Origin of the sequence: Kitasatospora cystarginea, assembly GCF_039533515.1 — a bacterium.
GTDB lineage: Bacteria > Actinomycetota > Actinomycetes > Streptomycetales > Streptomycetaceae > Kitasatospora > Kitasatospora cystarginea.
Genome location: NZ_BAAATR010000002.1, coordinates 198,550 through 224,008, shown reverse-complemented (window position 1 = coordinate 224,008; position 25,459 = coordinate 198,550). Strand labels below are relative to the sequence as shown.

The 25,459-nt window shown below is 71.6% G+C and carries 23 protein-coding genes and 3 pseudogenes; 11 read left to right on the top strand and 15 right to left on the bottom strand.

Features of this window, described 5'->3' with window-relative positions; all coding sequences use genetic code 11:
- Window positions 1–47: 47 nt before the first annotated feature.
- The gene (locus ABD369_RS02960) at window positions 48–1,217 is read right to left on the bottom strand and encodes a DUF5915 domain-containing protein (protein WP_344634593.1); all 1,170 of its coding nucleotides are present in this window, start codon (window positions 1,215–1,217) and stop codon (window positions 48–50) included.
- 101 nt (window positions 1,218–1,318) lie between these two features.
- On the opposite strand from ABD369_RS02960, the gene ABD369_RS02955 reads away from it, so the two are divergent.
- The gene (locus ABD369_RS02955) at window positions 1,319–2,098 is read left to right on the top strand and encodes a class I SAM-dependent methyltransferase (protein WP_344634592.1); all 780 of its coding nucleotides are present in this window, start codon (window positions 1,319–1,321) and stop codon (window positions 2,096–2,098) included.
- Window positions 2,099–2,248: 150 nt separating this feature from the next.
- Here the strand turns inward: ABD369_RS02955 and ABD369_RS02950 are convergent, their stop codons facing one another.
- The 3 genes and pseudogenes from ABD369_RS02950 to ABD369_RS02940 all read right to left on the bottom strand — a co-directional run bounded on the left by ABD369_RS02950 (window position 2,249) and on the right by ABD369_RS02940 (window position 3,091).
- Window positions 2,249–2,416: a hypothetical protein gene (locus ABD369_RS02950; protein WP_344634591.1), complete on the bottom strand. Its 168-nt coding sequence runs from the start codon at window positions 2,414–2,416 to the stop codon at window positions 2,249–2,251.
- A gap of 2 nt (window positions 2,417–2,418) precedes the next feature.
- Window positions 2,419–2,622, bottom strand: a pseudogene (locus ABD369_RS02945) (hypothetical protein); the annotation flags it as partial.
- Between the two features lie 112 nt (window positions 2,623–2,734).
- Window positions 2,735–3,091, bottom strand: coding sequence for a hypothetical protein (locus ABD369_RS02940; RefSeq protein WP_344634590.1), 357 nt, complete (start codon window positions 3,089–3,091; stop codon window positions 2,735–2,737).
- 245 nt (window positions 3,092–3,336) lie between these two features.
- Here ABD369_RS02940 and ABD369_RS02935 point away from each other — a divergent pair, with 245 nt between their 5' ends.
- Window positions 3,337–4,590 carry an IS256 family transposase gene (locus tag ABD369_RS02935; RefSeq protein WP_344634589.1) on the top strand — a complete coding sequence of 418 codons (1,254 nt, stop codon included), beginning with the start codon at window positions 3,337–3,339 and terminating at the stop codon, window positions 4,588–4,590.
- 204 nt (window positions 4,591–4,794) lie between these two features.
- Here the strand turns inward: ABD369_RS02935 and ABD369_RS02930 are convergent, their stop codons facing one another.
- The gene (locus ABD369_RS02930; protein ID WP_344634588.1) at window positions 4,795–5,346 is read right to left on the bottom strand and encodes a hypothetical protein; all 552 of its coding nucleotides are present in this window, start codon (window positions 5,344–5,346) and stop codon (window positions 4,795–4,797) included.
- A gap of 450 nt (window positions 5,347–5,796) precedes the next feature.
- Between ABD369_RS02930 and ABD369_RS02925 the strand changes: the two are divergent.
- Both ABD369_RS02925 and ABD369_RS02920 read left to right on the top strand, forming a co-directional pair.
- Window positions 5,797–6,381, top strand: a pseudogene (locus tag ABD369_RS02925) (helix-turn-helix domain-containing protein); the annotation flags it as partial.
- Between the two features lie 19 nt (window positions 6,382–6,400).
- Window positions 6,401–6,892: an SUKH-4 family immunity protein gene (locus ABD369_RS02920; protein WP_344634587.1), complete on the top strand. Its 492-nt coding sequence runs from the start codon at window positions 6,401–6,403 to the stop codon at window positions 6,890–6,892.
- A gap of 83 nt (window positions 6,893–6,975) precedes the next feature.
- Here ABD369_RS02920 and argS read toward each other — a convergent pair whose 3' ends face one another.
- The 3 genes from argS to ABD369_RS02905 all read right to left on the bottom strand — a co-directional run bounded on the left by argS (window position 6,976) and on the right by ABD369_RS02905 (window position 10,817).
- Window positions 6,976–8,700 carry an arginine--tRNA ligase gene (gene argS / locus ABD369_RS02915; RefSeq protein WP_344634586.1) on the bottom strand — a complete coding sequence of 575 codons (1,725 nt, stop codon included), beginning with the start codon at window positions 8,698–8,700 and terminating at the stop codon, window positions 6,976–6,978.
- A 112-nt stretch (window positions 8,701–8,812) separates the two neighbouring features.
- The gene (locus ABD369_RS02910) at window positions 8,813–9,805 is read right to left on the bottom strand and encodes a glycosyltransferase family 2 protein (protein ID WP_344634585.1); all 993 of its coding nucleotides are present in this window, start codon (window positions 9,803–9,805) and stop codon (window positions 8,813–8,815) included.
- A gap of 289 nt (window positions 9,806–10,094) precedes the next feature.
- Window positions 10,095–10,817 carry an aggregation-promoting factor C-terminal-like domain-containing protein gene (locus ABD369_RS02905; RefSeq protein ID WP_344634584.1) on the bottom strand — a complete coding sequence of 241 codons (723 nt, stop codon included), beginning with the start codon at window positions 10,815–10,817 and terminating at the stop codon, window positions 10,095–10,097.
- 1,142 nt (window positions 10,818–11,959) lie between these two features.
- On the opposite strand from ABD369_RS02905, the gene ABD369_RS02900 reads away from it, so the two are divergent.
- The 3 genes from ABD369_RS02900 to ABD369_RS02890 are packed head-to-tail and all read left to right on the top strand — an operon-like array spanning window position 11,960 to window position 14,513.
- On the top strand, window positions 11,960–13,504 hold the full coding sequence (locus ABD369_RS02900) for a phosphoribosyltransferase family protein (protein WP_344634583.1): 1,545 nt from the start codon (window positions 11,960–11,962) through the stop codon (window positions 13,502–13,504).
- Between the two features lie 14 nt (window positions 13,505–13,518).
- Window positions 13,519–13,728, top strand: a complete 210-nt coding sequence (locus ABD369_RS02895; RefSeq protein ID WP_344634582.1) for a hypothetical protein — start codon at window positions 13,519–13,521, stop codon at window positions 13,726–13,728.
- A 41-nt stretch (window positions 13,729–13,769) separates the two neighbouring features.
- Window positions 13,770–14,513, top strand: a complete 744-nt coding sequence (locus ABD369_RS02890; protein ID WP_344634581.1) for a Mut7-C RNAse domain-containing protein — start codon at window positions 13,770–13,772, stop codon at window positions 14,511–14,513.
- Window positions 14,514–14,518: 5 nt separating this feature from the next.
- Here the strand turns inward: ABD369_RS02890 and ABD369_RS02885 are convergent, their stop codons facing one another.
- Together ABD369_RS02885 and ABD369_RS02880 are read right to left on the bottom strand one after the other, a co-directional pair.
- Window positions 14,519–15,970, bottom strand: a complete 1,452-nt coding sequence (locus ABD369_RS02885; RefSeq protein WP_425557528.1) for an amino acid permease — start codon at window positions 15,968–15,970, stop codon at window positions 14,519–14,521.
- A 221-nt stretch (window positions 15,971–16,191) separates the two neighbouring features.
- Complete coding sequence (locus tag ABD369_RS02880) at window positions 16,192–16,908, bottom strand: (2Fe-2S)-binding protein (protein WP_344634579.1); 717 nt, start codon at window positions 16,906–16,908, stop codon at window positions 16,192–16,194.
- 199 nt (window positions 16,909–17,107) lie between these two features.
- Here ABD369_RS02880 and ABD369_RS02875 point away from each other — a divergent pair, with 199 nt between their 5' ends.
- Both ABD369_RS02875 and ABD369_RS02870 read left to right on the top strand, forming a co-directional pair.
- Entirely contained in the window at window positions 17,108–18,046 is a 939-nt protein-coding gene (locus ABD369_RS02875) for a pseudouridine-5'-phosphate glycosidase (RefSeq protein WP_344634578.1), read from the top strand.
- Window positions 18,043–18,951, top strand: coding sequence for a carbohydrate kinase family protein (locus ABD369_RS02870; protein WP_344634577.1), 909 nt, complete (start codon window positions 18,043–18,045; stop codon window positions 18,949–18,951). Before ABD369_RS02875 ends, ABD369_RS02870 begins: the two co-directional genes overlap by 4 nt.
- A 192-nt stretch (window positions 18,952–19,143) precedes the next feature.
- On the opposite strand, the gene ABD369_RS02865 is transcribed toward ABD369_RS02870, so the two are convergent.
- The 4 genes and pseudogenes from ABD369_RS02865 to ABD369_RS02855 form a co-directional block, all read right to left on the bottom strand.
- On the bottom strand, window positions 19,144–19,815 hold the full coding sequence (locus ABD369_RS02865; protein WP_344634576.1) for a thiaminase II/PqqC family protein: 672 nt from the start codon (window positions 19,813–19,815) through the stop codon (window positions 19,144–19,146).
- A gap of 129 nt (window positions 19,816–19,944) precedes the next feature.
- Window positions 19,945–20,313: pseudogene (locus ABD369_RS41045) on the bottom strand (hypothetical protein); the annotation flags it as partial.
- A 30-nt stretch (window positions 20,314–20,343) separates the two neighbouring features.
- The gene (locus ABD369_RS02860) at window positions 20,344–20,661 is read right to left on the bottom strand and encodes a hypothetical protein (RefSeq protein WP_344634575.1); all 318 of its coding nucleotides are present in this window, start codon (window positions 20,659–20,661) and stop codon (window positions 20,344–20,346) included.
- A complete protein-coding gene (locus ABD369_RS02855; RefSeq protein WP_344634574.1) occupies window positions 20,613–22,022 on the bottom strand; it encodes a Mu transposase domain-containing protein in 1,410 nt (469 codons plus the stop codon). The genes ABD369_RS02860 and ABD369_RS02855 overlap by 49 nt, the downstream gene beginning before the upstream one ends.
- 539 nt (window positions 22,023–22,561) lie before the next feature.
- On the opposite strand from ABD369_RS02855, the gene ABD369_RS02850 reads away from it, so the two are divergent.
- The gene (locus ABD369_RS02850; protein ID WP_344634573.1) at window positions 22,562–22,774 is read left to right on the top strand and encodes a hypothetical protein; all 213 of its coding nucleotides are present in this window, start codon (window positions 22,562–22,564) and stop codon (window positions 22,772–22,774) included.
- Window positions 22,767–23,489, top strand: a complete 723-nt coding sequence (locus ABD369_RS02845; protein WP_344634572.1) for a DUF2637 domain-containing protein — start codon at window positions 22,767–22,769, stop codon at window positions 23,487–23,489. The genes ABD369_RS02850 and ABD369_RS02845 overlap by 8 nt, the downstream gene beginning before the upstream one ends.
- 130 nt (window positions 23,490–23,619) lie before the next feature.
- Here the strand turns inward: ABD369_RS02845 and ABD369_RS02840 are convergent, their stop codons facing one another.
- Window positions 23,620–25,368 (bottom strand): TIGR03767 family metallophosphoesterase, encoded by a 1,749-nt coding sequence (locus tag ABD369_RS02840; RefSeq protein WP_344634571.1) that lies wholly within the window; start codon window positions 25,366–25,368, stop codon window positions 23,620–23,622.
- Between the last annotated feature and the right edge of the window lie 91 nt (window positions 25,369–25,459).

Below are 25,459 nucleotides of genomic sequence, written 5' to 3'. Positions count from 1 at the left end.
CCGGCGGCCCGAGGCGTGCGGAGCCGTGTCCCGGGCCGCCGGGCGGATCAGTCCTGCTGAAGCTGCACCGGCTGGAGCCGCACCTTCACCTTGGCGCCGTCCGCCACCGCGCCGAACAGGGTCGGCTCCGGCGCCGCGCCGTAGGTGACGGACGTCGCCAGCACCTCGCCTGCCAGGAACTCCTCGTGCGCCCGCACCGCCGCCAGCACGGTGTCGGAGGCTTCCAGGGCGAGCGCGATCCGCTCGGACACGTCGAGGTCAGCGTCGCGGCGGGCCTGCTGCACCAATCGGATGACATCCTTGGCCAGGCCTTCGGCCACCAGTTCCGGCGTCACCGCGGTGCCCAGCACGACCAGCCCACTGCTGTTCGGCAGCGCGGCGCTCTCGTCCGGGTCGCAGGCCACCAGCCGCTGCGTGTACTCGCCGGGCAGCAGCTCGATCCCGGCCGCGATCACGCGACCCTCGGCGTCCTGGCACCACTCCCCCGCCTTGACCGCCCGGATCACCTTCTGGGTGTCCCGGCCGAGGCGAGGCCCGCAGGCCTGCGCGTTGACCGCCAGTTCGAAGCGGCCGTGCGTGCTGACCTCGGTGGTGAACTCGACCGCCTTCACGTTCACCTCATCGTGCAGAAGGTCGGCGAACGGCTCGAACAGGGCCGCATCGGCGGCCGCGACGGTCAGCTTCGCCAACGGCAGGCGGACCCGCAGGCCGCAGGCCTTGCGCAGCGACAGCGCGGCCGACGCGGCCTGCCGCACCCGGTCCATCGCCGCGACCAGGCCGGGGTCGTGCGGCAGCTCGCCTGCAGCGGGCCAGTCGGTCAGGTGCACCGAACGCCCGCCGGTGAGCCCGCGCCAGATCTGTTCGCGGACCACTGCGCGTTCTCGAACGGGTAGTGCACCTGGGCGAAGGGCATCGCACCCGACTCGAACTAACAGTGTTTTGATCAGCTTTATCGTATTCGTCGCCAAGTGCATGACGCGAAATGCCCGGAAGCTTCGCATTGGCAGGAACAGTTGCGCCAGGTGAGGCGGCTCCACCACTACATGCAGGCCATCGCTACGCTCGTCACCGACGCGTGGTGCGAGTTCATCGCCGAACGCGAGGTCCGCATCGGCGTGAGCGTCGACGATCCGGACGGCCCGAATCGCGAGCGCATCGACCGGCACGGGAAGGCCGCGTTCGTGGGCGATCGACGGCTCGTGGGAACGAGTCTTCACCGCCCTGCTCCGCCCAGGCCGACGCACGCAGTGCATCGGACGCGGGCCGTCGAAGTGGTGAGGGGGTCGCTGATCGCCGGCAGCACCGATAGCGTGACCGCATGGATCAGGATGAACGGCTACTTCACGCCTCGTCGTTCGGCGCAGCGGCGGTCGCATACGCCGAGCACCGCCCCAACTACGCTCAGGCTGCGGTGCGTTGGGCGCTTGAACCCGCGCCCGGCCCGCGTGTGCTTGACCTCGGCGCCGGAACCGGCAAGTTGACCGCCGCGCTGGTCGCGCTGGGTGTCGAAGTCATCGCAGTCGAGCCCGACCCGGCGATGCTGACCGAGCTGCGCCGCTCGCTGCCGGCTGTCCGTGCCCTGCCGGGTAGTGCCGAGGCGATACCGCTGCCGGACGCTTCCGTCGATGCCGTGCTGGCCGGCAACGCCATGCACTGGTTCGACATGGCCGTCGCGGGACCTGAGATCGCCAGGGTCCTCGCACCCGGCGGCATCCTGGCCGGCTTGTGGAACCTCATGGACGACCAGGTCGAGTGGGTTGCCGGGCTCGCGCGGGTCAGCGGGAGCGCGGCCATCGGCCCGCGCGACACGCCCACCAGCTGGCGCGCCGAGACGGCGGACATGCACCTTCCAAAGTCCGCCGTGGCCGCCCGGTTCGGCTCGCCGGAGCAGGCCGAGTTCCCGCACGGGCAGCGCCGTACCGCCGACTCCCTCGTCGCGACCATCGCGACGCGCGCGGGGATGCTCGTCATGCCAGAACAGGAACAAGAGGCCACGCTGGACCGGATCCGCGCATTCCTCGCGAGCAGGCCGGAGACCGCCCACGGCGAGTTCATTCTGCCGATGCTGACCGGCGTGCTGCGCGTCCGGCGGCTGTGAAGCATCACGTCGACATCCGAGTCCGATGCACGGCTGCGAGCACGCGGGGACTGGCCGCGGCGAGCGTGTCGACGGGGGGAGACGGTCGGGTCGTACACGGCGGGCCCGAACGCGCCGGGCTGGGAAGGCAGTTGTCGTCACGCCCGCCAGTCAGTCCCCGCCCAGTGCGCCCGCGAGCGCGAGGTTGAGCAGATCCCGCCCGGGCCGTGGACCCTCCGCCGGCTTGCGCCGCGGCTCCAGTGCCGCCGACAGCGCGGCATCCAGGCCGCCTTGGCGGACGGTCTCCACCAGCAGCACCTCGCCAGCCAGCGAGATCACGGCTCGGCGGCGGGGACGACGACCTCCAGCCTCCCGCCACGGGCCGGCACCGCCTCGGCAAGCCAGGTGTCCGGGCCGTCCGCGACGCAGGACACTGCCGTCAGCCCGAAGGAGGCCAGTTCGCGCACCTCCTGGTCGAGCGGGCGCCGGACCTGTCGCTCCAACTCGCCGCTCAGCCCGCGGTGACCGGTGATACCCACGCGCATGAAGCGTCCTTCCTGCAGGTAGCGAGGCAGCTGGGGACGGCTCGACCCGGAACGGCAGGCGTCGCCGGGGACTTGGCCGGCCGGGTTTCCTGCCGTGGCCAGCGCGGCAGGGTCAGACAGTCCGCTCGATGTGCTCGAAGACGTCCGCGTCCGTCTCCTGCTGCCACTTCGGCAGGTCGTCCCAGTTGGCGACATAGCCCGGCTTCGGCGCCTCGATGTGCTTGTGGATCTGCGCAATCCAGCACAGCGCGACAAAGCGCCCCTTCTGCTCGCGGCTGAGCTTCGCGGTGTTGCCCGCGCTCACCCGGACGAAGTCCCGGACCTGGCCGAACACGGCGGCAGCGCACTGCCGTTCCCAGTCCGGGGTATCGTCCCACGGTGCGACGTAGCCGGGCTTGGGTTCGCCGGGGTAGTGCTTGGTCACTCCGGCGATCCATGCCTCGCGAAAGATCCGGCCGCCGTTCGTCATACAGGCATCCTTTTCGTGAGGCGGCGCATGGGAGGGCATCCGATAGGGGAATCTCCCCAACTACCCGGCTTTTGTTGCTGCGGCACGGACTCGACTCCAGAACCCTGTAGCGGTCGGTTCGCGAGCAATGCTCAAGACCTGTGGATCGGTTCCGAGAGGGCACGCGGAGGGCGTACCTTCCCGAATGATCCTTCGACGGTCACCGAGTAGGCCCGCGTTGCAGCGCGGGTCGGGAAGGTGCGCCCGTGCTCGGCGTAGTCACCGATGACGGCTCCACCCAGTCCGGCTCCCTGATCGACGAGATCGTCCGCGAGGGCGCCCGACGGATGCTTGCCGCCGCGCTGGAGGCGGAAGTCAACCAGTACCTAGCCGGGTTGGCAGCCGAGACCGACGAGGCCGGCCGACGCCTCGTGGTCCGCAACGGCCACCATCGGCCCCGCACCGTGGTCACCGCGGCCGGCCCCGTCGAGGTCACCGCACCACGCGTGAACGACCGCCGCGTGGACGAGGCCACGGGCGAGCGACAGCGGTTCTCCTCGAAGATCCTTCCGCCGTGGTGCCGTAAGTCGCCGAAGATCTCCGAGGTGCTGCCGCTGCTCTATCTCCACGGACTGTCGTCCGGGGACTTCGTCCCGGCGCTGGAGCAGTTCCTCGGCTCGGCGGTCGGGCTGTCGCCGGCCACGGTGACCCGGCTGACGAAGCAGTGGGGCGACGACCACGCCGCATTCCAGGAGCGTGACCTGTCGGACCGCGACTTCGTCTACGTGTGGGCCGACGGCGTGCACCCCAAGGTCCGCCTCGGGCAGGCGCACTCGTGCGTGCTGGTCCTGCTCGGGGTGCGGTTGGACGGAACCAAGGAGCTGATCGCCCTTGCGGAGGGCCTGCGGGAGAGCACCGAGTCGTGGGCGGATCTGTTGCGCGACTGCCGCCGCCGGGGCATGCACGACCCCGAACTCGTCGTCGGCGACGGCGCGACGGGGCTCCGGAAGGCGCTGGCCGAGGTGTTCCCCGCCGCCCGGCATCAAAGGTGCTGGCTGCACAAGGCCCGGAATGTCGCGAACGCCCTGCCAAAGTCCGCGCAGCCGGGCGCGACGAAGGCGATGCGGGAGATCTACAACGCTGAGGACCGGGCGCACGCCGAGCAGGCGATCGAGGTGTTCGCCCGCACCTACGGGGCGAAGTGGCCCAAGGCCGTCGCGAAGATCACCGAGGACCGGGAGGAACTGCTGGCGTACTACGACTTCCCGGCCGAGTACTGGATCCACCTGCGGACCACGAACCCGATTGAGTCCACGTTCCCCACCGTCAAGCTGCGGACCAAAGTCACCCGCGGGGCCGGCAGCCTCGCCGCCGCGTTGGCGATGGTGTTCAAGCTGGTCGAGTCCGCCCAGGCCCGCTGGCGCGCGATCACCGGTGCCCCCCTCGTGCCCGTGGTCCGCGCCGGCGCCAGGTTCGAGAACGGCATCCTGGTCGAACGTCCCGAGGCCGCCGCGGCCTGATCACAGGTCGAGCTCGAACTTGACCCGCGCCAGGTCAGAGCCTATCCACGCCGTTGCGCGGCCGAGCGGGTCTCCGCAGCCGACCTGTCCGACCTGCCCGCGACAGAGCCAAGAAGTCCACAAGCCCTGGTCCATCGTGAACGGGAACCTTCGTTGGCCCGCGACGGCCAGCGCCTCGCGGGCGCGCTTGGGCATCGGCACGTGTCAAGCGACTGGTTCTCCGCGGCGGCGCCTGTAGTACGCGTACGTCACGGCCAGGAGAAGAGGGCCCCACAGAGTCAGTGGGAGAGTGGCCACTGCTGCAAGCGCCTTCCACCATCCATTCGAGTACGGGACCTGGGCCACCCCACCGATGTGGAGGAAGCCAAGAGGCAGCGGATCCCACAGCGCGATCAGCGCCAGACCGCCCAGAGTGGCCGGGATGATCGCAGCGAGCGGTGGAATGCGCTTGCCGCCGATGACCGGGAGCCATGAGGGTGCCACTTCGCCCCACCGGGCCACCAGGCCGAAGGAGAGATAGGCCAGTCCCTCGGAGAGAAGGCTGAGTCCGAAGACGTACAGGATCACCCACCAGTGCCATGTCTTGTGGACCGCGTAGACCTGGCCCATCTCGTAGTCGAATGCGAACGGTAGACGCCACAGGCACGACGGGAGGACGGCGAGGGGTACGAGCTGGGCGCAGCGGATAGCCCACCTTGGGACGGGCCGCGCGGTGTCACCGACCGGCGGGGAGGGATGAAGCATCTTGATTCTCATGAGTCGATCTTCGTTGCTCGGTGAACGCCCGGGATCCGACTCAAGACGGGTTCGGTGGTCATCTCTGCGATGGGCATCGAGTCCCCCGCGCGGGGGACCCCAGGCGAACCGTTTCACATCACCGCTGGTCGCACGTCGGCCCCGCCGCCAGGTCGGAGAACCGCCGCTTGATCGAGCGTCCCACGACCGCTGCAGCTGATCGCACGTCACTCAATCCACAACTCTTGACAATTACTCGCCGGTTCGGTGTCAGCAGTACTGGTCGACTGTGACGGAACGGCGCCGGTAGGAGCTCATCGAACCCATGCTGCTGGAGTGGCACCGTACTCGCGCCGAGGGGCGTGAGCCCAGTTCAGAGCAGCGCGATCTGCCTGCGCGGCCGCGTCAACCGAGCACTGCCACAATGGGGGTACCCCGTCCCTCTTAGTCGGCAACAGCAGGGAGGGCGCCGTGTTGGAGGAACGCGAGACCATCGGTAGGCGGGTGCGCCGTCAGCGGCTACGCCTTGGGATGGCACAAGCCGATCTCGCCGTCGCGATGGGCAGGACCCAGGGATGGGTGTCCAAGGTCGAGAACGGCAGGGTGGAGCTGGACCGCGCTGGGATCATCAACCAGTTGGCCGCCGTACTGCACTGCCACCCGAACGATCTGATAGAGCGTCCGTACGTGGCCGGGAAGGCGTCCGAGAACCAGTGGCAGGTGTCGGCTGCGGCGATCCTCCGAGAGCTGCGCCGCTACGACCTGACGCCGGTCTTCGACGGACGGCCGCGCCCGACCATGGAGCTGTGGCAGGAGACGGTTCGGCTGCACCGCCTACGTGATGGCGCCGCGAACGTCGCCCTCCTGAAGGTACTGCCCGATCTGCTCCGGGAGACCCGCGCGCTGGCTGAGGTCTCGACCGGCCGGGAGCGGGAGGAAGCATTCGCCATCTACGCGATCTGCTGCAAGTTCGCTCACACCGCCGCACACGCTCTGGGGCATCCGGAGTTGATCGCCATGGCGTGCGAGCGAGCGGCCTGGTCAGCCCGACTGTCCCGAGCAGCACACCGAGGCCGTGTCGTGGCGTCCCTACGAGGTGGAGGCGGTTCGCTCCGCGGATGTGAGTCCCGAGGTGGGGCGGGCGCTGGTGGATCCGGGGCTTCCGGTCAACTGCACCGGCATGTTCGTGCGTGACTCCGCGCTGGAGCTCCGTGTTCGTGATCTGCCCTGTGGGCAGGCCGTCTGCCTCGGCGTCTTCGAGGACGGAGTCAACTCCTACTGGGTGCTGATCGACTCGGGCGAAGTGTGGATGGCCTACGGCTACGAAGGCGGTCCGCAACGGTTCGCCCTGGTCAACTCCTCGGTCGACGGGCTCCAACGTCTGCTCCGGCTGTGGGAGTCCTTCGTCCGGTCCGGCCGCAGCGAGGACGATGAAGACTACGAGGACTACGTCGCCGAGTTGTTGGACCGGGCCCAGCAGGAAGATCCAGCCGCGTTCGGTGATGAGGACGCCTGGTGGTCGAGGGTGTTCGAAGAGGTCGGGCTGGGTGTGCTGGGTCCCGAGTGACGGGGGCAAGCCTTGCGCCCCGCATTGTGCAGCGCCGCCCGGCCCGGGGATCCGGCCGGGCGGCGCTGTCGCGGGCGGGTCCGTCACATCCGGTCCGGGGACTCGATGCCGAGGAGGTCGAGGCCGAGGGCCAGGGTGCGGGCGGTGAGGTCGCAGAGGGCGAGGCGGCTTTCGCGGACGGCGCCTTCGGAGCGGAGGACCGGGCAGTTCTCGAAGAAGCCGGTGAAGGCGCTGGCCAGGCCGAACAGGTAGCCGGCCAGGCGGTGGAACTCCAGGCTCTCGCCCACTTCGGCGATCACGCCGCCGAAGCCGAGGAGTTCCAGCGCGAGGGCGCGCTCGGCCGGTTCGGTGATGACCAGCCGGTCGGGGCCGCTTACGGGGTCGGTTCCGGCCTTGCGCAGGATCGAGCAGATCCGGGCCCGCGCGTACTGGAGGTACGGCGCGGCGTTCCCCTCGAAGGACAGCATCCGGTCGTAGTCGAAGACGTAGTCCTTGCGGCGGTCGGTGGACAGGTCGACGTACTTCACCGCGCCGATCCCGACGGCGCGGGCGACCCGGGAGCGGGTCTCCTCGTCCAGGCCGGGGTTCTTCTCGGCGATGACGGCCGAGGCCCGGGCCACCGCCTCCTCGAGGAGGTCGACCAGCTTGACCGAGGCGCCTGCCCGGGTGCGCAGCATCCGGCCGTCGCTGCCCAGCACCGAGCCGAAGCCGATGTGTTCGGCGCGGGCGGGCGGCGCGAGCCAGCCGGCCTCCCGGGCGGTCTGGTGGACCATCTCCAGGTGCTGCTGCTGGGGCAGCCCGACCACGTACAGCAGCCGGGTGGCGGCCAGGTTCCGCAGCCGGTGCCGGATCGTGGCCAGGTCGGTGGCGCCGTACCCGAAGCCGCCGTCGCTCTTCCGGACAATGACCGGCAGCGGTTCGCCGTCCCGGTTGCGGTGGTCACCGGGGAAGACGCAGCGGGCGCCCGCGCTGTCGCGGAGCAGACCTTGCTCCTCCAACTCGTCCATCACCGAGTGGAGTTGGTCGTTGTAGCGGCTCTCGCCGACGAAGTCGTCCGCGGTCAGCCGGACGCCCAGCAGCCCGTAGACGGTCATGAAGTACTTCTTGGACTCCTCGACCAGGGTCCGCCACAGCCGCAGGGTGGTCTCGTCGCCGCCCTGCAGCAGCACCACCCGCCTGCGCGAGCGGTCCTTGAAGGCGTCATCCGCGTCGAACTTGGTGCGGGCGGCCTGGTAGAAGCCGTTGAGGTCGCCGACCGAGAGCTCGTGCGCGGCCTCCGACTCGCCGAGGTCCAGCAGGTGTTCCACCAGCATGCCGAACGGGGTGCCCCACTCCCCGATGTGGTTCTGGCGGATGACGGTGTGGCCCTGCCACGCCAGCAGCCGGACGGCGGCGTCGCCGATGATGGTGGACCGCAGGTGGCCGACGTGCATCTCCTTGGCGGCGTTCGGCCCGGAGTAGTCGACGACGACGGTCTCGGGCCGCTCGACCAGGGGGACGCCGAGCCGGTCGTCGTCGGCGATCTTGGCCAGCAGCCGGCCCAGCGCGGCGTCGGAGACGGTCAGGTTGACGAAGCCGGGGCCGGAGATCCCGACCGAGGAGCAGAGATCGTCCAGCTGGGCCTCGGCCGCCACCGCGGCGGCGAGTTCGCGTGGGTTCCCGCCGATCCTGCGGGCGAGCGGGAGAGCGGCGTCCGACTGGAAGTGCGCATGCTGCGATCGTCGGACGAGCGGGTCGATCGAGAGTCCCGAAACCGCTTCGTACGCCGTCGTCAGCCGCTGGTGCAGCAGCTCTTCCAGGTTGGTCATTGCGGAACGCTAGCCGACCCCGGAGCGGAGCGTCCAACGCTTTGGGCCGGGAAGGCCGAGGTCGGGTGGTCCGGCCGCCCGATGCCCCCGAGCGGGGCGGCCGGACCGGGGGTCATGAGCGGGCGACGGCGTTGCGGGCGATCTGGGAGAGCTTGGCCACTTCGAAGGCGGCGTAGGCGCCACTGGCCAGCAGCGAGAACTTGATGCCCTCGCGGCCCTCCGGACGGTGGTAGTTCTCGGGCAGGTACGAGCGGTAGTACTCGTTGGCGCGGTGGAAGAACTGCGGGCGCTCGGCGCGCGGGACGCAGCCGGCGAGGTCGAAGACGAACAGGAAGTTGCGGATCATCCGGGTGAACAGGAACGGCCGGGCTACGGCCAACTCCTGGTGTTCGTCGAGGAGTTCGAAACTGCGGCCGTACTGGTCGAAGATGTCGAAGTGGCTGCTGCCGGGGGAGCCGGTCGGGTGCAGGGTGTGCCGGCGGCGGATCCGTACGCAGTCCTGCTCCAGCACCGCGACCCGCTTCGCAGTGAGCAGCGACTGGTGGACCACCGGGATCTCGTCGTAGTGGCCGTCGGGGAAGCCCGGCAGCCCGGCCTCCCGGCGCAGCAGGCGGTCCCAGATCAGCGGCGGCGCGCCGAAGACCTGGGGGCGGTCCTGCGGCGCGAAGACCTCGGACCCGAGCGAGGCCAGGGTCTTCGCCGCACCGCCCGGCCAGACCCGCTCCCGGTACTCGCGCGAGTGCCCGAACAGCAGGATGTCTACCTCGCCGGTCTCGTCCAGCCGGTCGGCCAGCGCCTGCATCGCCTCGGGCTGCACCACGTGGTCGCTGTCGAGGAAGAGCAGGTACTCGCCCTTGGCGTGCGCGGCCCCCGCGTTGCGGCTGCGCCCGACGCCGACGGCGGCGTCCAGCCGCAGCACGCTCACCCGGGGATCGCGCATCTCGTACGCCTCGCTGAGGCGCTCGGGGGCGTCCGGGGACTTGTCCACGACCAGCACGACCTCGAAGTCGCGGAAGGACTGCGACAGGAGCGAGTCCAGGCAGTCCTTCAGCTGTTGGTGTTGGTCGTAGGCGGGGAGTACGACGGAGAACAGTGGGGAGGGCATGGGCGGGAGGCTAAAGGCGTGTACACGTCCGAGCAAGGGTCAAAATGACCCTTAAACCACCCAAAACCGATCAAAGTGCGGCTGGTGTGCGCGATATCTTCACCAGGCTGCCACCGGGCCCTGCGAACCTGAGAGACAGTCAGCGACGTCCGCGCGCCCGCGCGCGGAGCGCGAGGGTGTCGCGGAGGTCGCCGTGCAGCTCGCGCCCGGAGCTTCGGCAGTCGCACCCCGGGGCGGGTCGAGGTCCGCAGGCGCCCGCGCGGGGAGCGTCCCGCGCGCCCCGAGGGGCTCAGTACGCGTGGTGGACCTGCCAGAACGACCAGGCGTCGCAGGGGCTGCCGTAGACCTCGTTCATGTAGTTCAGGCCCCACTTGATCTGGGTCGCCGGGTTGGTGCGCCAGTCGGCGCCGGCCGAGGCCATCTTGCCGGCGGGCAGTGCCTGCACCAGGCCGTACGCGCCCGAACTCGGGTTGGTGGCGGTGACGTTCCAGCTGCTCTCGTGGGCCACGATGTTGTCGAAGCACTGGAGCTGGCTCGCCGGGACGATCTGCGCGGCGATCTGCTGCGGGGCCCCGGAGTAGGTCGTGTTCAGGCTGCCGCGCTGCTCGGAGCGGGATGCGGCGGCGGCCTTGGCCTGGGCATCCGCCCGTGCCTGGGCCTCAGCCTGCGCCTTGGCCTGGGCCTGGGCCTGTGCGTCGGCCTGGGCCTTGGCGTCGGCGGCGGCCTTGGCCTGCGCCTGGGCTTGGGCATCGGCCTGTGCCTTCGCCTGGGCGTCGGCCTGGGCCTTGGCGGCGGCGGCAGCCTTGGCCTGGGCGTCGGCGGGCTGCTGGGTTCCGGCGGCGCCGCTGGCGGCGGCGTTCGGTGCGGCGGCTGAGGCGGAGGTGGCGTCCTGCGGCAGGGCCAGTGCGAGGGTGGCGGAGCCTGCGACGGCGAGGGTGGCGACGCCGGTGACGATGGCGTTGCGGTGGTTCTTGCTCAGCTGCGAGAGCTGCGGGAGCTTCGGGAGCTGCATGGAGGAACTGACCTCATTCCGTCGGTGGGACCGTGCGTGGACACACCGTGCGCGGACGCACGGGTATCGCGAAGCGTGCTCGGGGAGAACAGCCCGCGTACCGTGCCGGACGGCCTCGCACCTGGCAGGGGAGCGAGCTGGCGGGCGGCGCGACGGATCAGCCTTGCGGCACGGTCCGACGACACTGCGTTGCGACCGGGACATTCTTTGCAGAGGCTTTCGACCGTTTCAACGGCTGTTGCTACTACCGGCGATCGTAGGACGGCGGAGCATCCGGCGGACGGCCAGGGTGTCGAGCCCGGAAGCCGCGCGGCCGGAACCAGGATGTGGTGACAGCCCGTAATCATGGCCCTGACCAGCAACGTTCTCGACGGTCGGGTGGCGGGCAGACGCTCCGGCAGGTGGGGCGACCCGGCCGTCGCCGGCCCGGCCACTATCGAGGGCAGTAGTCGGCAGGACGGGTGTGGGCGGCCTCACAGTGGGCGCACGGCAGTGCTTGCGCAGTGTGATCGGCCGATTGCAGGCCTGTTCGGCTGCCGATCGTGCGTGGAGTGCACGGCGAGTGGGACGGTGGCCGGAACCCGAACAGGTCCGAGCAGCCGCGGCCATGGAGGAGTGCGCACGCCGGAATCGCCGAGTTGGCGCGGTTGGCCGCTGCTTCGATTTCAAGCTGTTCAGTGCTTCGACATCCTGCCGCGATTCGCGGTCGTTCGCGGGATACTGATCACACGTCAGTCCGAAGCTCGTTCAGTCCGTGAGTAATTGCACGATAAGAAAAACAACTTGAAGGTCAGTCAACCCGGTTGACACTGGCAGGGGAGTCGGCGGTTTTTGATACCTGGCCGGTGCGCGGCACGTCCGGCGTCGGCTGGCCCGGGTGTCTGTGCGCCCGGCGGGTGGCACGGGGAGCGGGAACGGCACAGGGCCGTACCGCCGCTGCTCAGCCTGAGCGCGCTGCTCGGCGGACGGACGTCGAAACCGCTGTGTCGGACGGCCGGCTCACCTCCAACTCGCCACCCTGTGTAGCGACGCGGTCCCGCGCGCGTCGGGGGCCCTGAGCCGGGCACGAGGGTCGCGTACGCCGGCGGGAGCGGACAGGCGCAGGCTGGAAGGGGGAGAACGAGCGGATCGGAGGTCGGGCCGTGTACTTCACCGATCGACGGGACGCCGGCCGGCAGCTGGCCGCCCGGCTGACGCAGCTGCGCGGCCAGGACGTGGTGGTGGTCGGCCTGCCGCGCGGCGGCCTACCGGTGGCGGCCGAGGTCGCCGAGGCGCTGCGCGCACCGCTGGACATCTGTGTGATCAGGAAGCTGGGTGCGCCCTTCCAACCCGAACTCGGGCTGGGCGCGATCGGCGAGGGTGGCGTACGGGTGCTCAACCGGGAGGTGATGCGGCTCGCCGGGGTCAGGGAGGAGCAGCTCGCGCCGGTCGAGGAGCGCGAGCGGGCCGAACTCGCCCGACGGGTGGCCCGCTATCGGGAGGACCGCCCCCCCATCCCGCTCTCGGGGCGGACCGTGGTGGTGGTCGACGACGGCGTGGCCACCGGCTCCACCGCGCGCGCCGCCTGCCAGATCGTCCGGCGCCTGGGCGCCGCGCGGGTGGTGCTCGCGGTGCCGGTGGCGCCGACGGACTGGGTGGCCCGGCTGGGTGAGGACGCCGACGAGCTGGTGTGCGTCCGTACTCCGGTGGCCTTCTACGCGATCGGGCAGTTCTACGAGGACTTCGAGCAGACCTCGGACCGGGAGGTCGCGGACTGCCTGGACCGCGCGACCCGGTGGGCGGCGGTGGCCGCAGGAGGTGAGGACGAGGCAGGAGGCGAGGACGACGGCGGGAAGGCGCACCACGGTCGCTCCGGACGAGGTCCGGCCGGCCATTTCGGCGGGCCGGAGAGTGATGCCGACGATCCTCCGGCCACCCGCCACGGCCGCTTCAGGCTGGGAACGCACCAGAGCTCACACGGGCACTCGAACGGTGGCGATGACCCGGGTGGAAGCGACGACCCGCCTGCCACAACTGGCTCCACCGGGCCCCGGGAGGTCGAACTTCCGCTGGGCGGTGGCCGGTCAGGCGGCACTCTGACGCTTCCGGCCGACTCCGGGGCGGGTGTGGTGCTGTTCGCGCACGGCAGCGGCAGCAGCCGGCACAGCCCGCGCAACCGCTTCGTCGCCGAGCGCCTCCAGCGTGTCGGACTGGCGACCCTGCTCTTCGATCTGCTCACCGAGAGTGAGGCCGCCGACCGCGCCAAGGTCTTCGACATCCCGTTGCTGGCCGAGCGCCTGACCGAGGCCACCCGCTGGCTGCGCGCGCAGCCCGGGGCCGAGGGGCGGCCGGTCGGGTACTTCGGGGCGAGTACGGGCGCGGCCGCCGCGCTGGTCGCCGCCGCCGAGTCCGGGACGTCGGTCGGCGCAGTGGTCTCCCGGGGCGGTCGCCCCGATCTGGCCGGCGGGCGGCTGCCCGAGGTGACGGCTCCCACACTGCTCATCGTCGGCGGTGACGACCAGCTGGTACTGGAGCTGAACCGCGAGGCGCAGCTCCAACTGCGCTGCGAGAACCGGCTTTCCGTGGTGCCCGGCGCCACCCATCTCTTCGAGGAACCGGGCACTTTGGCCGCCGCCGCCGACCTGGCCGCGGAGTGGTTCGCGGAGCACCTGCCGGCCGCGGCGGGTCCGGCGGCCGCCGAGGGCTGACGGCCGCCGAGGTCGTGAAGGCCGTCGCGGGCATGGCCGAGGACGGCCATGTGACGCTGGTCCCGCGCCCCCGGGCCGAGATCGAGGAGTACTTCGCCGGCTGGGAACCGGTGGAACCGGTGGAGGCGGATGTGGCCCCGGTGCTGGCCCGGCGCCCGGACGGCGAGCCGCCCGCCGACCCGCAGGCCGCGTACTACTGGGCGGGTGCGGCCCGCAAGCCGTGACCCGCTGACCGGCGGGCGGCCCGGTGTGCTGGACTGGTCCCGTGACCGAGTCGCCGACGCCGGTGGTCTCGCTGCGCTTCGCCCCCGAGCTGTGGCTGTTCCTGCGCAGCGGCAACCGCTGCGACCCGGTCCGGGTGGCGCACGACGGAACCGCCTCGCTCGGGCACCTGGTGGAGTCGCTCGGGGTCCCGCTGACCGAGGTCGGTTCGCTGGAGACGGCGGGCCGGCCGGTGCCTCCGGGGTACCGGCCGAGCGGTGGCGAGGTGATCCGGGTGGCGGCGGTCGGCAGACCGCAACCGGTGCCGGGCGGGCCGGCCGGCTTCCTGCTGGACGTCCATCTCGGCGCGCTCGCCCGGCGCCTGCGCCTGCTCGGCGTGGACACCGCCTACCGCAACGACCTGGACGACGACGAGCTGGTCCGCCGGGCGAACGCGGAACGGCGGATCCTGCTCACCCAGGACCGGGGACTGCTGCGCCGCCGGGCGCTCTGGTTCGGCGGCTACGTCCGGGGCGCCGGGGTGGAGGCCCAGCTGGTGGACGTCCTGGACCGGTTCGCGCCGCGGGCCGCGCCGTGGACCCGCTGCACCGCCTGCAACGGGCTGCTGGAACCGGCGGCCAAGGCCGAGGTGGCGTCGGCGCTGCGCCCGGGTACCAGGCGGACATACGACAGCTTCGCCCGCTGCCGGGACTGCGGCCACGTCTACTGGCACGGTGCTCATCACCGGCGACTCGAGTCGATCGTGGCCGCCGCACTCGGCGGCAGCGGGCGAAGCTGTGGGGGGTGAGGGGATCAGGCCTGGGCCGGCGCCTCCACGGCGGCGGCCTTGCGGCGGCGGCCGACCACGAACGAGGCGGCGAGCACCACGGCGGCGGCGACCAGCGAGAGGATCATCTGGGTGAGGCCGTCGGGGTCGGTGCACATGTAGACCATGACGAAGGTGATCATCCCGATGGTGGCCCAGGTCAGGTACGGGAAGAGCCACATCCGCACGGACAGCTTCTCGGGCTCCTCACGCTCCAGGATCCGGCGCATCCGCAGCTGGGAGACGGCGATCGCCAGCCAGACGAAGAGCGCCACCGCACCGGAGGAGTTCAGCAGGAACTGGAAGACGGTGGCCGGCCACATGTAGTTGAAGAACACCGCGAGGAAGCCGAAGACGGTCGAGACCAGGATCGCGGTGCGCGGCACGCCACGGTCGGTGACCTTGGCGAAGGCACGCGGGGCGTCACCGCGCTGGCTGAGCGAGAAGGCCATCCGCGAGGCGGTGTACACGCCCGAGTTGAGGCAGGAGAGCACGGCGGTCAGGACGATGACGTCCATCGCCCGGCCGGCGCCCGGGATGCCGACGTGGTCGAGGACGGCGACGTAGGGGCTGCCCTTGACGGCGGCGGAGTTCCACGGGAGCAGGGTCACCACGATGGCGATCGAGCCCAGGTAGAAGACGCCGATACGCCAGATCACGCTGTTGGTGGCCTTGCGGACGGCGGTCTTCGGGTCGGCGGTCTCGCCCGCGGCGAGGGTGACGATCTCGCTGCCCATGAAGGCGAAGACGACGGTGAGCATGCCGGTGAAGACGGCGCCGATGCCGTGCGGCAGGAAGCCTCCGTTACCGGTCAGGTTGGTCATGCCCGGGGAGTGCGTCCCCGGCAGCACGCCCAGGATCGCCAGGGCGCCGATCACGATGAAGGCCATGATCGCGACCACCTTGATGCCCGCGAACCAGAACTCGAACTCGCCGTAGGAGGAGACCGAGAAGAGGTTGGTCGCGGTGAGCACGGTCATCACTATCAGTGCGAACGCCCATTGGGGCACCCCCGGCATCCAGCCGTTGAGGATCTTGGCACCCGCGGTGGCCTCCACGGCCAGCACCACGACCCAGAAGAACCAGTACAGCCAGCCGATCGAGAACCCGGCCCACCGGCCGAGCGCCCGGTCCGCGTAGGCGGAGAACGAGCCGCTCTGCGGGTCCGCGGCGGACATCTCGCCGAGCATCCGCATGACCATGACGACCAGGGCGCCGGCCAGCGTGTAGGAGAGGAGGATGCCGGGGCCGGTGGACGCGATACCGGCGCCCGAGCCGACGAAGAGCCCGGCGCCGATCACACCGCCGATCGCGATCATCGAGAGGTGCCGGTTCTTCAGGCCTGCCTGAAGGTGACCGTGGCCTCCGCCGTGGCCGCCCGGGGTCGCCGGGCCCTGGCCTGGTTCGCCTGTCTGCTGAGGCACCTTGGTGGTTTCCATGCTCATCAGGTGTGACTGCCTTCCCAACGCGCGGGCTCTCGGTCTGCGATGACAGAGGGGGGACAGGTTCCACGCGTTGGGTCGAAACGTAGCTACTAAAACGGACCAACGGAAGCTTTAGGCACAAATTGTTGCCCTGGTAACCACGGAAGCTTTACGTAATTGAGCGTGACAAGAGGTTACCGGCGGGTTATGGGTGCCCCGTGCGTCGGCGGCGTACGTCAAGGGCGTGCGGGCGGCGTGCGGAAGACGCAGTCGCCGCACAGGCCGCCGTTCGGCAGGCGGTAGTACAGACAGCAGGTGGAGCGGCGGAACGAGGTCTGGTGCAGCGTGCCCGTGCCGGCCAGCGGGGCGTGGCCGAGCAGCTCACCGGCGAGTGACCAGGCGGTACGACCCGCGTCCGGGCGGTGCGCGGCGAGCTGGCGTACCGCGCCGACCAGGGCCGATGCGGCGTTGCCCCACAGCAGGCGCTCCGAGACGGGGGTCGGGGTCGCCGCACGGACGGCGGTGGCGAGCGGGGCGAGAGCCCCGGTGACGACGCCGTCCCGGAGGGCGCCGGCGAGGTCCGCCGGGCGGACGGGGGCGGGCAGGCGGAGTTCGAGCATGCCGTGTGGCGGGTGGTGCCAGTAAGCACGGTCGGGGGCCAGGTCCGGCACCGTTCCGGTGAGCACGGCCGCACCGAGAGTGACCGACCAGAGCCGGGCGGCGAGGCCGAGCTGGGTGATCGAGGCGGCGACCCGGGACTCCGCGGTGCCCAGCCGTGCGGAGACGGTTGCGATCCGCTCGGCCAGAAAGCCCTCCGGGCCGCCGTCGTACAACTCGCCGAGCGGCCTGAAACCGGTTGGCCGGCCGGGCCCGACCGCGGCCTCGACCGCGAAGTACGGCCCTACGGCGGTGACTTCGCGGAACACCTCGGTGGCGGAAGGCTCTTCGGGCACATTCGACACCTTACTGTGCGCGCTCGGGTGATCCCGTGGACGGGGGCGATTCGGAGCGCCGCGGGCCGGGGCGACCTCCGAGCGCTCGCCGGGCCTCTGCGGGGTTCGACCGTCGCGGACGGACTTCTCGAGCCTTCAGTCAGGAGTCCGATGGTTCCGGGCGGGTTTGAACCGGCCGAACGAACGCCAGGATTCGGAGATGACGGAATCTTCGCTGCCTGCGGTCCGGGTCTCCGACGAGGTGCGGGAGGCCCTTGAGCGCGCCGCGCCCGTGGTTGCGCTGGAGTCCACGATCATCGCCCACGGTCTGCCCAGGCCCCGTAACCTGCACGTGGCAATCGAGTTGGAGCAGTCGGTCCGGGCGGCCGGTGCGGTGCCCGCGACCGTCGCGGTGCTGGACGGGGTGCCGCGGATCGGGCTGGCGAAGGACGGCCTGGAGCGGGTCGCCAGCGACCGGTCGCTGCGCAAACTGGGCTTCCGCGACCTCGCCCCGGCGCTCGCGAGCGGAGCGAGCGGGGCCACCACGGTCTCGGCGACGGCGTTCCTGGCCGCCCGCGCGGGGATCCGGGTCTTCGCCACCGGGGGGCTCGGCGGTGTGCACCGCCAGTGGACCGTCACCCAGGACGAGTCCGCCGACCTCGCCCTGCTGGCCCGCACCCGGATCACCGTGGTCTGCGCCGGCGTGAAGTCCGTGCTGGACGTACCCGCCACCCTGGAACGGCTGGAGACGCTCGGGATCTCGGTACTCGGCTACCGCACGGCCGAGTTCCCCGGCTTCTACCTGACCAGTTCGGGTCGGCCGGTGGACTGGACGGTGAGCGAGCCCGCCGAGGTGGCGGCCGTGATGTCGGCCCAGGACGCGCTGGGCGGACTCGACTCGGCGGTGATCGTGGCCAATCCGGTGCCGGCCGCGGAGCAGCTCGACCCGGTCCTGCACGACCGGGTCCTGGCCGAGGGGCTGGCGGCGGCCGACCGGGCGGGGATCAGCGGCCAGGCCATCACACCGTTCCTGCTCTCCTATCTGGTCGAGCACACCGGCGGCGCCTCGCTGGAGGCCAACGTCGCGGCGGTGCGGGGCAACGTCCGGCTCGGCGCGGAGATCGCCGTCCACTGGGCCGGGCAGGGGGCCGCGCGATGAGCGGGCAGGCCTTGGGCGGTGCCCTGCTGGTGATCGGGGACGTGGTCACCGACATCGTCGCCCTGCATGCGAACGCACTCGCCCCGGACACCGACACCGCTGCCCGGATCGCCTTCCGGCCCGGTGGCTCCGGCGCCAACACGGCAGCCTGGGCCGCCAGTTCGGGTACCGAGGTGCGGCTGCTGGCCCGGGTCGGCGCCAACTCGGCCGACTGGCACCGGGACGAGCTGCGCGTCGCCGGGGTGGGCGCGCACCTGGTGGTGGACCGCGAGGCCGCGACGGCGGTGGTGATCTCGCTGGTGGACGCCGCCGCCGAACGCACCCTGGTCACCGACAGCGGTGCCGCCGTCCGGCTCGGCCGCTGCGACTGGGATGCCGCGCTGCTGGACGGTGCCGCCCACGTCCACCTCTCCGGCTATCTCTACTTCACCGAACGCGGGCGGCAGTTGGCGGCCACCGTCCATGCGGCCGCCCGTGAGGCGGGCATACCGGTGAGTGTCGACCCGGCGTCCACGGGTTTCATCGAACGGCTCGGCCTGCTCGTCTTCCTGGCCGCCGTCGACGGTGTCGGACTGATCCTGCCCAACCTCGCGGAGGCCCGGCTGCTCGCCGGGACGCCGGACCAGGTGGCCGCCGCCGAGCGGCTGAGCGCACGCCACGGCGAGGCGGTGGTCACACTCGGCGCCGCCGGCGCGCTGGCCGCCCGCGAGGGCACCCTGCTGGCCCGGGTGCCCGGCGTCGCCGCCCGGGCGGTGGACAGCACCGGCGCGGGCGACGCCTTCACCGGTGGCTTCCTCGCCGCCCGCCTCGCGGGCGCCGACCTGGTCGAGGCCACGGAGGCGGGCTGCCGCACCGGCGCCGCCGCAGTCGAGGTCCTCGGCGGCCGCCCGCCGCTGCCCTGCTGACAGGGCCTCCAGAGCAGCGTTCGGCCCGGCACCGCCCGGCTGCCCGGGCGGTCGAGGCGATGCGCAGGCGGGTGGACGCACCCGGGGGAGCTGGGCGGTGACGGTACGGGCGTCGGGCCAAGTGCCGGATCCCATCGACGGTTTGCCGGTCGGGCGGCGGGAGGGTCGGGGGTGCGGCTGCGCCGGGGCCGGTCAGTCGACCGGGTGGGCGTCGGCGAGGGAGTTCCAGAACATCTGCTCGTACGCCTGGAGTTGGCGTCCCAAGCGGCGGCCGCCGTCGATCCGTTCGGTGTCCAGGCCGACCGCGGCGAGGACCTCGACGGTGAGTTCCTCCAGCTCGGGCGCGGGCTCGGCGAAGAAGTCGAAGAACGCGCAGGCCTCGTCGGGGAAGTCGTAGTGGTCGCGCAGTGCCTGAGCGACGGTGGCGCAGTAGCCGCCCCAGGCGGCGAAGTTGGCGGCGAGCGCGAGTACGGTGCCGGCCGGCTCGCCGTTGAGGGCGAGCCAGGCGAGGAAGGCGGGATAGGCCTGGCAGCCGGGGAGCGGCTCGCGGGCGGCCGTGCCGTTGGGCGTCAGGCCGCAACGCCTGGAGAACGGGCCGAGCGCCCGCAGCGCCTGGCTCTCACCTGCGGCGACCTCGGCGAACCAGGTGCCCAGCGGGCCGTCGGCGCAGCGTGCGGCCAGCACCAGCAGGCTGCGGCGGTCACTCGTGATGATCCGGTGCTGCTGCGCGGCGAGTTCGGCCAGGACGGCGACCGGGGCCCGTCCTTCGGCGATCAGCGGGAGCAGCCGGTTCTGCCGCTCGTCCGGCGCGAGCTCCCGGCGGACGGTCTGCAAGACTTCGCGTGCCTGTGCGCTGGTGCCCATCGGCTGCTCTCCTCGGCGGTGACGGTAGGTCAGGTCGTCACGGACCAGGGTAGGCAGAGACGGGCGCTTAGCCCGGCAAGCGGCGCCCGGTGAGAGCGCGCCCGTACCGCCCGCGCGCCGGCCTCGGCCTCAAGCGCCGCCGTGGGCCCGGAACGTCGCAGTCGTTCTCAAGCACCGCCGTCGGCCGGGCCGTTCGCGCCGTGGTGGCCGCAGCCGGCCGAGACCTCCAGGGCGGTCCGGTGCAGCCCGGGCAGCAGGACCCGGGCCGGGCGCGGTCGAGCACCACATCGGGTACCCGAGAGGGAGGACCGGGCCACCACGCCGCCGCCGGCGTCGCGCACCGGCGCGGCGACGCAGGAAGGTCTCGTGCTCGGTGTCGTCCACCGCGTACCCCTGTGCGGCGACCGGGGTCAGCTCGGCGACCGGGGCGGCGGCGTCGCTGATCGTGCGGTCGGTGAACCGGGTGCACTCGTTGCGCCGGGCCGCCCGCTCGCGCTCGGCCGCCGGGAGGCCGGCCGGCCGTGCGTCTCACGACAGGAAGCGGCTCGGCGCCGGGTGGGCGACCAGGTCGGGCATCGGCAGGTCCCGGCCATCGAGCTCCAGGACGCAGGCCGTCTCGCGCGCGCCCCGTTTCGGGCGTTCCAGCCGGACGGTGAACGGCCGGGCGGGGAAGCCGGGCAGTTCGCCGGAGAGCAGCCGGGGCAGCCGGCCGGTGCCGCGCTCGCGCAGGAATCCGACCTCCTTGCCGTCCACGAGCAGTTCGGTCTCGGTGAGCCGCCCGGAGCGGACGTTCACGGTCACCGAGTGCCCGTACTCGTCCCGGTGGTAACTGTGGCGGCGACGCATGGCGTACTCCTCGCAAGCCTCGGCACCCCTTCGTCCAGTCTAGGAGCGGTGTCGCCGACGGGCCGTGCCACGGCCGGGTGGTCCGGCTCATCCCTGCCGGCCGCCGGCGCCGGGCGGGGCTCGCGCAGGGCGGCGGCTTCGGCCAGTGCCTCCCGGGACAGCGGACGGGCGCCGGTCTCCCGCTGGCAGGGCGGGATGTCGGGGTGGGAGGTACGGCCCGTGCGGGCGGGGCGCTCCAGCACGATGGCCCCTCCGCTGCCGGTCAGGGTCAGCCCCGCTCCCTGGGGCGCGAGCGGGTGGCGGGCGATCACCGCTCCGCCCCCGGTGGTGATCGACAGGAACGGTTCGTCAAGGCGGCGGCAGACCTGCACCACGGCGCCCGACAGGTCGGCGGGGACGGGATACCAGTTGCCCCGGAAGGAGACCCGTCCCTGAGAAGTGACGGTTCTGCGGGTTCGGAGCCGAGCGGGGAAGGGGGTGTCCGGCAGATCCAGCAGTTCCCGGGCATCCGGTGGCGCGCCCTCCTCGTCGACCGGTCTGCGGCGGGCGTCCATCCGGCGGGCCAGCCGGTCGAGACCGTCCTGCGCGTCCCAGAGGCCGGTCCCGTCCGGTACTCCGCGCCACCAGCGCCGGACGGCCTGGTGATGGGGGCTCCCCGTCCCGTCCGCCCGGTCGGCCCGGCCGGGCGGTGGGAACTCGACCGCGACGCCGTAGTACCTGGCCACCTCCGCGAACGCCTGCGTCGGGCGGCCGGTGGTCGGGCAGCACACGGTCGGCGTCCGGTCGAACCGCCAGCGTCCCGCGGTACCGCCCAGACGTCTCATCACCTGGTCCATGGCCTCGACCAGTTCGGGGAGGTCCGTGCTCTCCGCCAGCACCCCGCGCCAGCGGCCCTGGCGGGTCAGCGAGCCCGTCAGCAGCAACGCGTGGCCTCCGCAGTCCCATCCCGCGGGCGGGTCGGGCAGCCTGAGCCACTCGAAGCGGATTTCCTCGTCCGCCGGCGGCCAGGCGCCGTCGCCCTGCTGCCGGTCGCGGCGGCAGAGCCCGCACGGCGGCCGGACCTCGCGTCTTCGCAGCGCGCGGGTGAAGGTGGAGTAGCCGCCCGGGTAGCCGAGCGCGACCACCTCGCCGAACAGGACGGACGCCGGCAGGTGCGGATCGTCCGTCAGGCGCTGCCGGGAGTACGGCAAGAACCGGGAGAACTCGTCCTGGACAGGGCTGCGGACCCCCGCGATCCGGTCCCCGTCGAGGTAGGCCCTCACCGTCTTGCGGTCGCGCCCCAACTGTCTGGCGATCGCCGAGATGGACCACCCCTGACGACGCAGTTCCTGTGCATCCGAGTATTCCTCCCTGGTGAGCATCGGCTCCCCTCACGCCCCAGACACAGTTCACGTGCGGGTGCGCAAATGGTCACGAACCCCACGCGGCGGCAAATGCTACACGATGCCGGAAAGATCAAATAAGGGAAAGCGGCGGTCCGTCCATGGCGCACCTCTGGGGAATTTCAGTGAGCAGCGCCACCGTGGCGCGGCTTGCGCCACCCCCCGCGCCACTGGGGAAAATCGCAGAGCATGGCGAGAAATTAGTACGGATCGGACGGGGGTCGGGCTGGGGGCCGGATGGGTGGTTTCCTTGATCCGACAGAGCAGCCGATCGGCTCGGAGGGGTGGTTCCCGCACTCCGGCCAGGCGCCCGCCGCGCCGACCCCGTGCCCTGGGAACGCCAGTGGACTGCCGAATCCCGCCGGCCTCGCCGCTTCGGGTAATTTCGCCGAGCATCGGGAATGCTGAATATGGAAGGACGCCCGTCTGTCGCACATGCGCGGCGGGTCGACGTTCGTTGACGGGGCATGAGTTCAATGCGCCGGCCAATGGCCGTACCACTCCCGCAACACGATCCGGTGACCAGTCTCGGAAAGTGGCTCTTCGTCCCCGACCGGAGGAATTTCGCGGGCGACGTACGGACCGGCTACCTGTCGTGCAACGGCGAGCGGGTCGTCCTGCAGCACTGCTCCCGCCTGCTGGCCGACTTCGTCCGGACGATCCGCCGGATCGAGGAGGACTTCGCCGCGCGCTGCGGCGCCGACACCGGCATGGCCCGCCGTCATGTATGACCCGATGGGCGAGTTCTTCCCGTCCTACGGGGCCACCGTGTACTGCGGCCCGGAGGACCACCCGGTGGCCGACGCGTACGAGCAGGGCGGCTGGTACGGCGGGGTCGCCGCCGGTGGTGCGGGGGCTCCGTACCCGACCGTCGAGGCGATGGGCAGCTGGGATCCCGAGGGCCTGTTCGTCCCCCATCCCCGGGTCCCCGCCGACGAGTTCGGGACGGTCGTCGCCGAGTCCGCCGTCGCACCGGTGCCGCGGCACCGCCGTCGGGACCACCCGCCCGCGGCGACCTGGTCGCAGATCCTGAGCTCGCTGTTCGGGGTGCTCACCGCCGTGACGGTCACCGCCATGTGCCTGCTGGGCTGGGCGCTCTCCTACCACCCGCTGCAGGACCTGGCGGAGTCCCGGGTGCCGCACGGGCTGTCCCAGCTGTGGCCGCTCATCGTCTACGGCCCGTGGATCGTGGGCTGCCTGTCGGTCCTGCGCGCCGCCCTGGACGGGCGCCGGCCGGTGCACTCCTGGGTCGTGGTGGTGGTGTTCTCCAGCGTGGCGACCGGGCTGTGCGTCGCCGACGTCGCGCCGACGCTCCCCGACGTGATCGTCGCGGGACTGCCCCCGATCACCGCGCTGGTCTCCCTTCACCAGCTGGTTCGCCAGCTCACCTCGGGCAAGGGCGCGCACCGGCCCACCTACCGCCGGCTCCACAAGCCGACCCGCTGAGTGCCGCCGGGCGCACCCCGGCGTCGCAGCCCGCGCCGCCGGACCTGCCGTGTCACCCATCGGCCGCGCCGCCGCCGGTCCGGGAGTGCGGAGCCCGGACCGGCGGCGTGCGCATGGCGCGCTACGCGGGTCAGGCGTTCGGCTTGGTGAGCAGCAGCTCGGTGTTGTGGTCGACCGGGTCGCCGAGCTTCGCGGTGGGGTGCCCGTAGAGGTCGTTGAACGAGAGCTCGCGGTAGAGGGCGGCGAGGCCCGCGTCCGAGGTGTCGTTGAAGTCGGTCGCGTACGGGGCGGCGGACTCGATCAGCGTGGTGAAGAGCGAGATGGTGCCGTCGCGGTTGTCGGCGATCTCGATGATGCGGGCGTGCTGGGGGAAGTCGACGTGCGAGGCGGTGTTGATCTCCCAGAAGGCGCGCTCGGGGACCGCGTGGCCGTGCGGCGTGATCCGGTTCTCGTGGGTGTGGCCGTTCACCCAGGCGACCACGTTCGGGTAGCGCTGGAGCAGCGCGACCAGCTCGTTGCCGTCGTGGCGCTTCTCGAAGATGTTGCGCGGGTCCAGGACCAGGTTGCCCATGGTGGTGCTGGTGTGGTGGCTGAAGATGACGATCAGGTCGTTGCCCTGGCCGCCGCGCACGGTGTGCCCGTCGGTGTCGTACCAGTGGCCGCTGTGCGCCTGCAGGGTCTGCTCCAGCCAGCGCAGTTGGGCGGTGCCGATCGAACCGTCCGCGAAACCGGCCTGGTTGGTGGTGTCCAGGCTGATGCCCAGGACGCCGTCGGCGATGCGGAAGGTGTAGTAGAGCTTGCCGCTGGCGACCGCGTCCGCCGTGAAGCCGTGGCCGTGCGGGCCGGGGCCGGTGACGGCGGGGTCCAGGTGGGCCTTGGCGAACTCCTTGAGGTTGAACGGGCGGCGGCGCTCGTCCGGGGTGATCTCACGGACGAAGTTGCCGTCGGCGAACAGGCGGCCGAGCAGCACGGCCGCACCGGCCGGGTCGCGCCGCAGCGCCTCCATGATCTTCGCCGCGTCCGCGTCGTCGCAGCCCTCGAGCTTGTGCCTGCCGGTGTACAGCGCGTCGAGCAGGCCGAGGTCGGGCAGGGTGCCTTCGAGGCTGTCGTCGTGGTTGCCGACCGTGCTGTACCACGGGACGTTGAGCCCCGGCGCGTCGAACGGACGCCCGGCGGCGCCGAGGAAGCCCGGGACCTGCGGGAAGCCCTTGGCCTTGTAGTCGTCGAGGAAGGAGATCTCGGGGTTCCAGTACGCGGAGCTGCCCGAGTTCTGCACGCCCTCGTAGCGCGTCGGGTCACCGGAGTTGGGGGTGATCCGGCCGCCGCTCAGGACCTTCAGGTACCAGTCGAGCTCGATCTGCTCGTGGTTGTCGGTGTTGTCACCGGTGGTCATCACCAGGTCGAGCGGCTTGCCCGTGTACGGGCCGGCGGACAGCGAGTTGACCCGCTCGACCAGCGAGGAGGCGCCGCGGACGGTCAGCGTCTCCTGCGGGCGGTGGGCGCTGCCGTTCCACCGGGCCAGGTACTCGAACCGGAACGGCGACTCGGTGTCCATCAGGTGCAGGTCGGTGAACTGGACGAACCCGGTGAGTGCGGTGCGCCGGTCGTCGCGCCCGGCCTGGGGGCCGGCGAGCTCGCCGCGGACCACCAGCGGCCAGCCCGGGCCGGCGGCCAGGCGCTGGTAGCCGGAGCCCCCGGTGGGGGCGGCGGCCTGTTCGAGCGTCGTGCCCTCGACCCGGACGGCGCGGGCCGCCGTCGCCGCCAGCGCGCGGTCGCGCGCGGCCGCCGAGGCGAACGTCCCACCAGCCAGGGACAGTGCGGCCCCGGCGGCGGTGGCGGAGACCCCGCCGACGAAGGCCCGTCTGGTCATTGCAGGCATCGAAACCCCTCCTGACGGCCCGGCAGTACCAGGAGGCACACCCGGGTCCACTCGAACGAATGGCCGAGCAGGGTCGGCCCGGGCGGATATT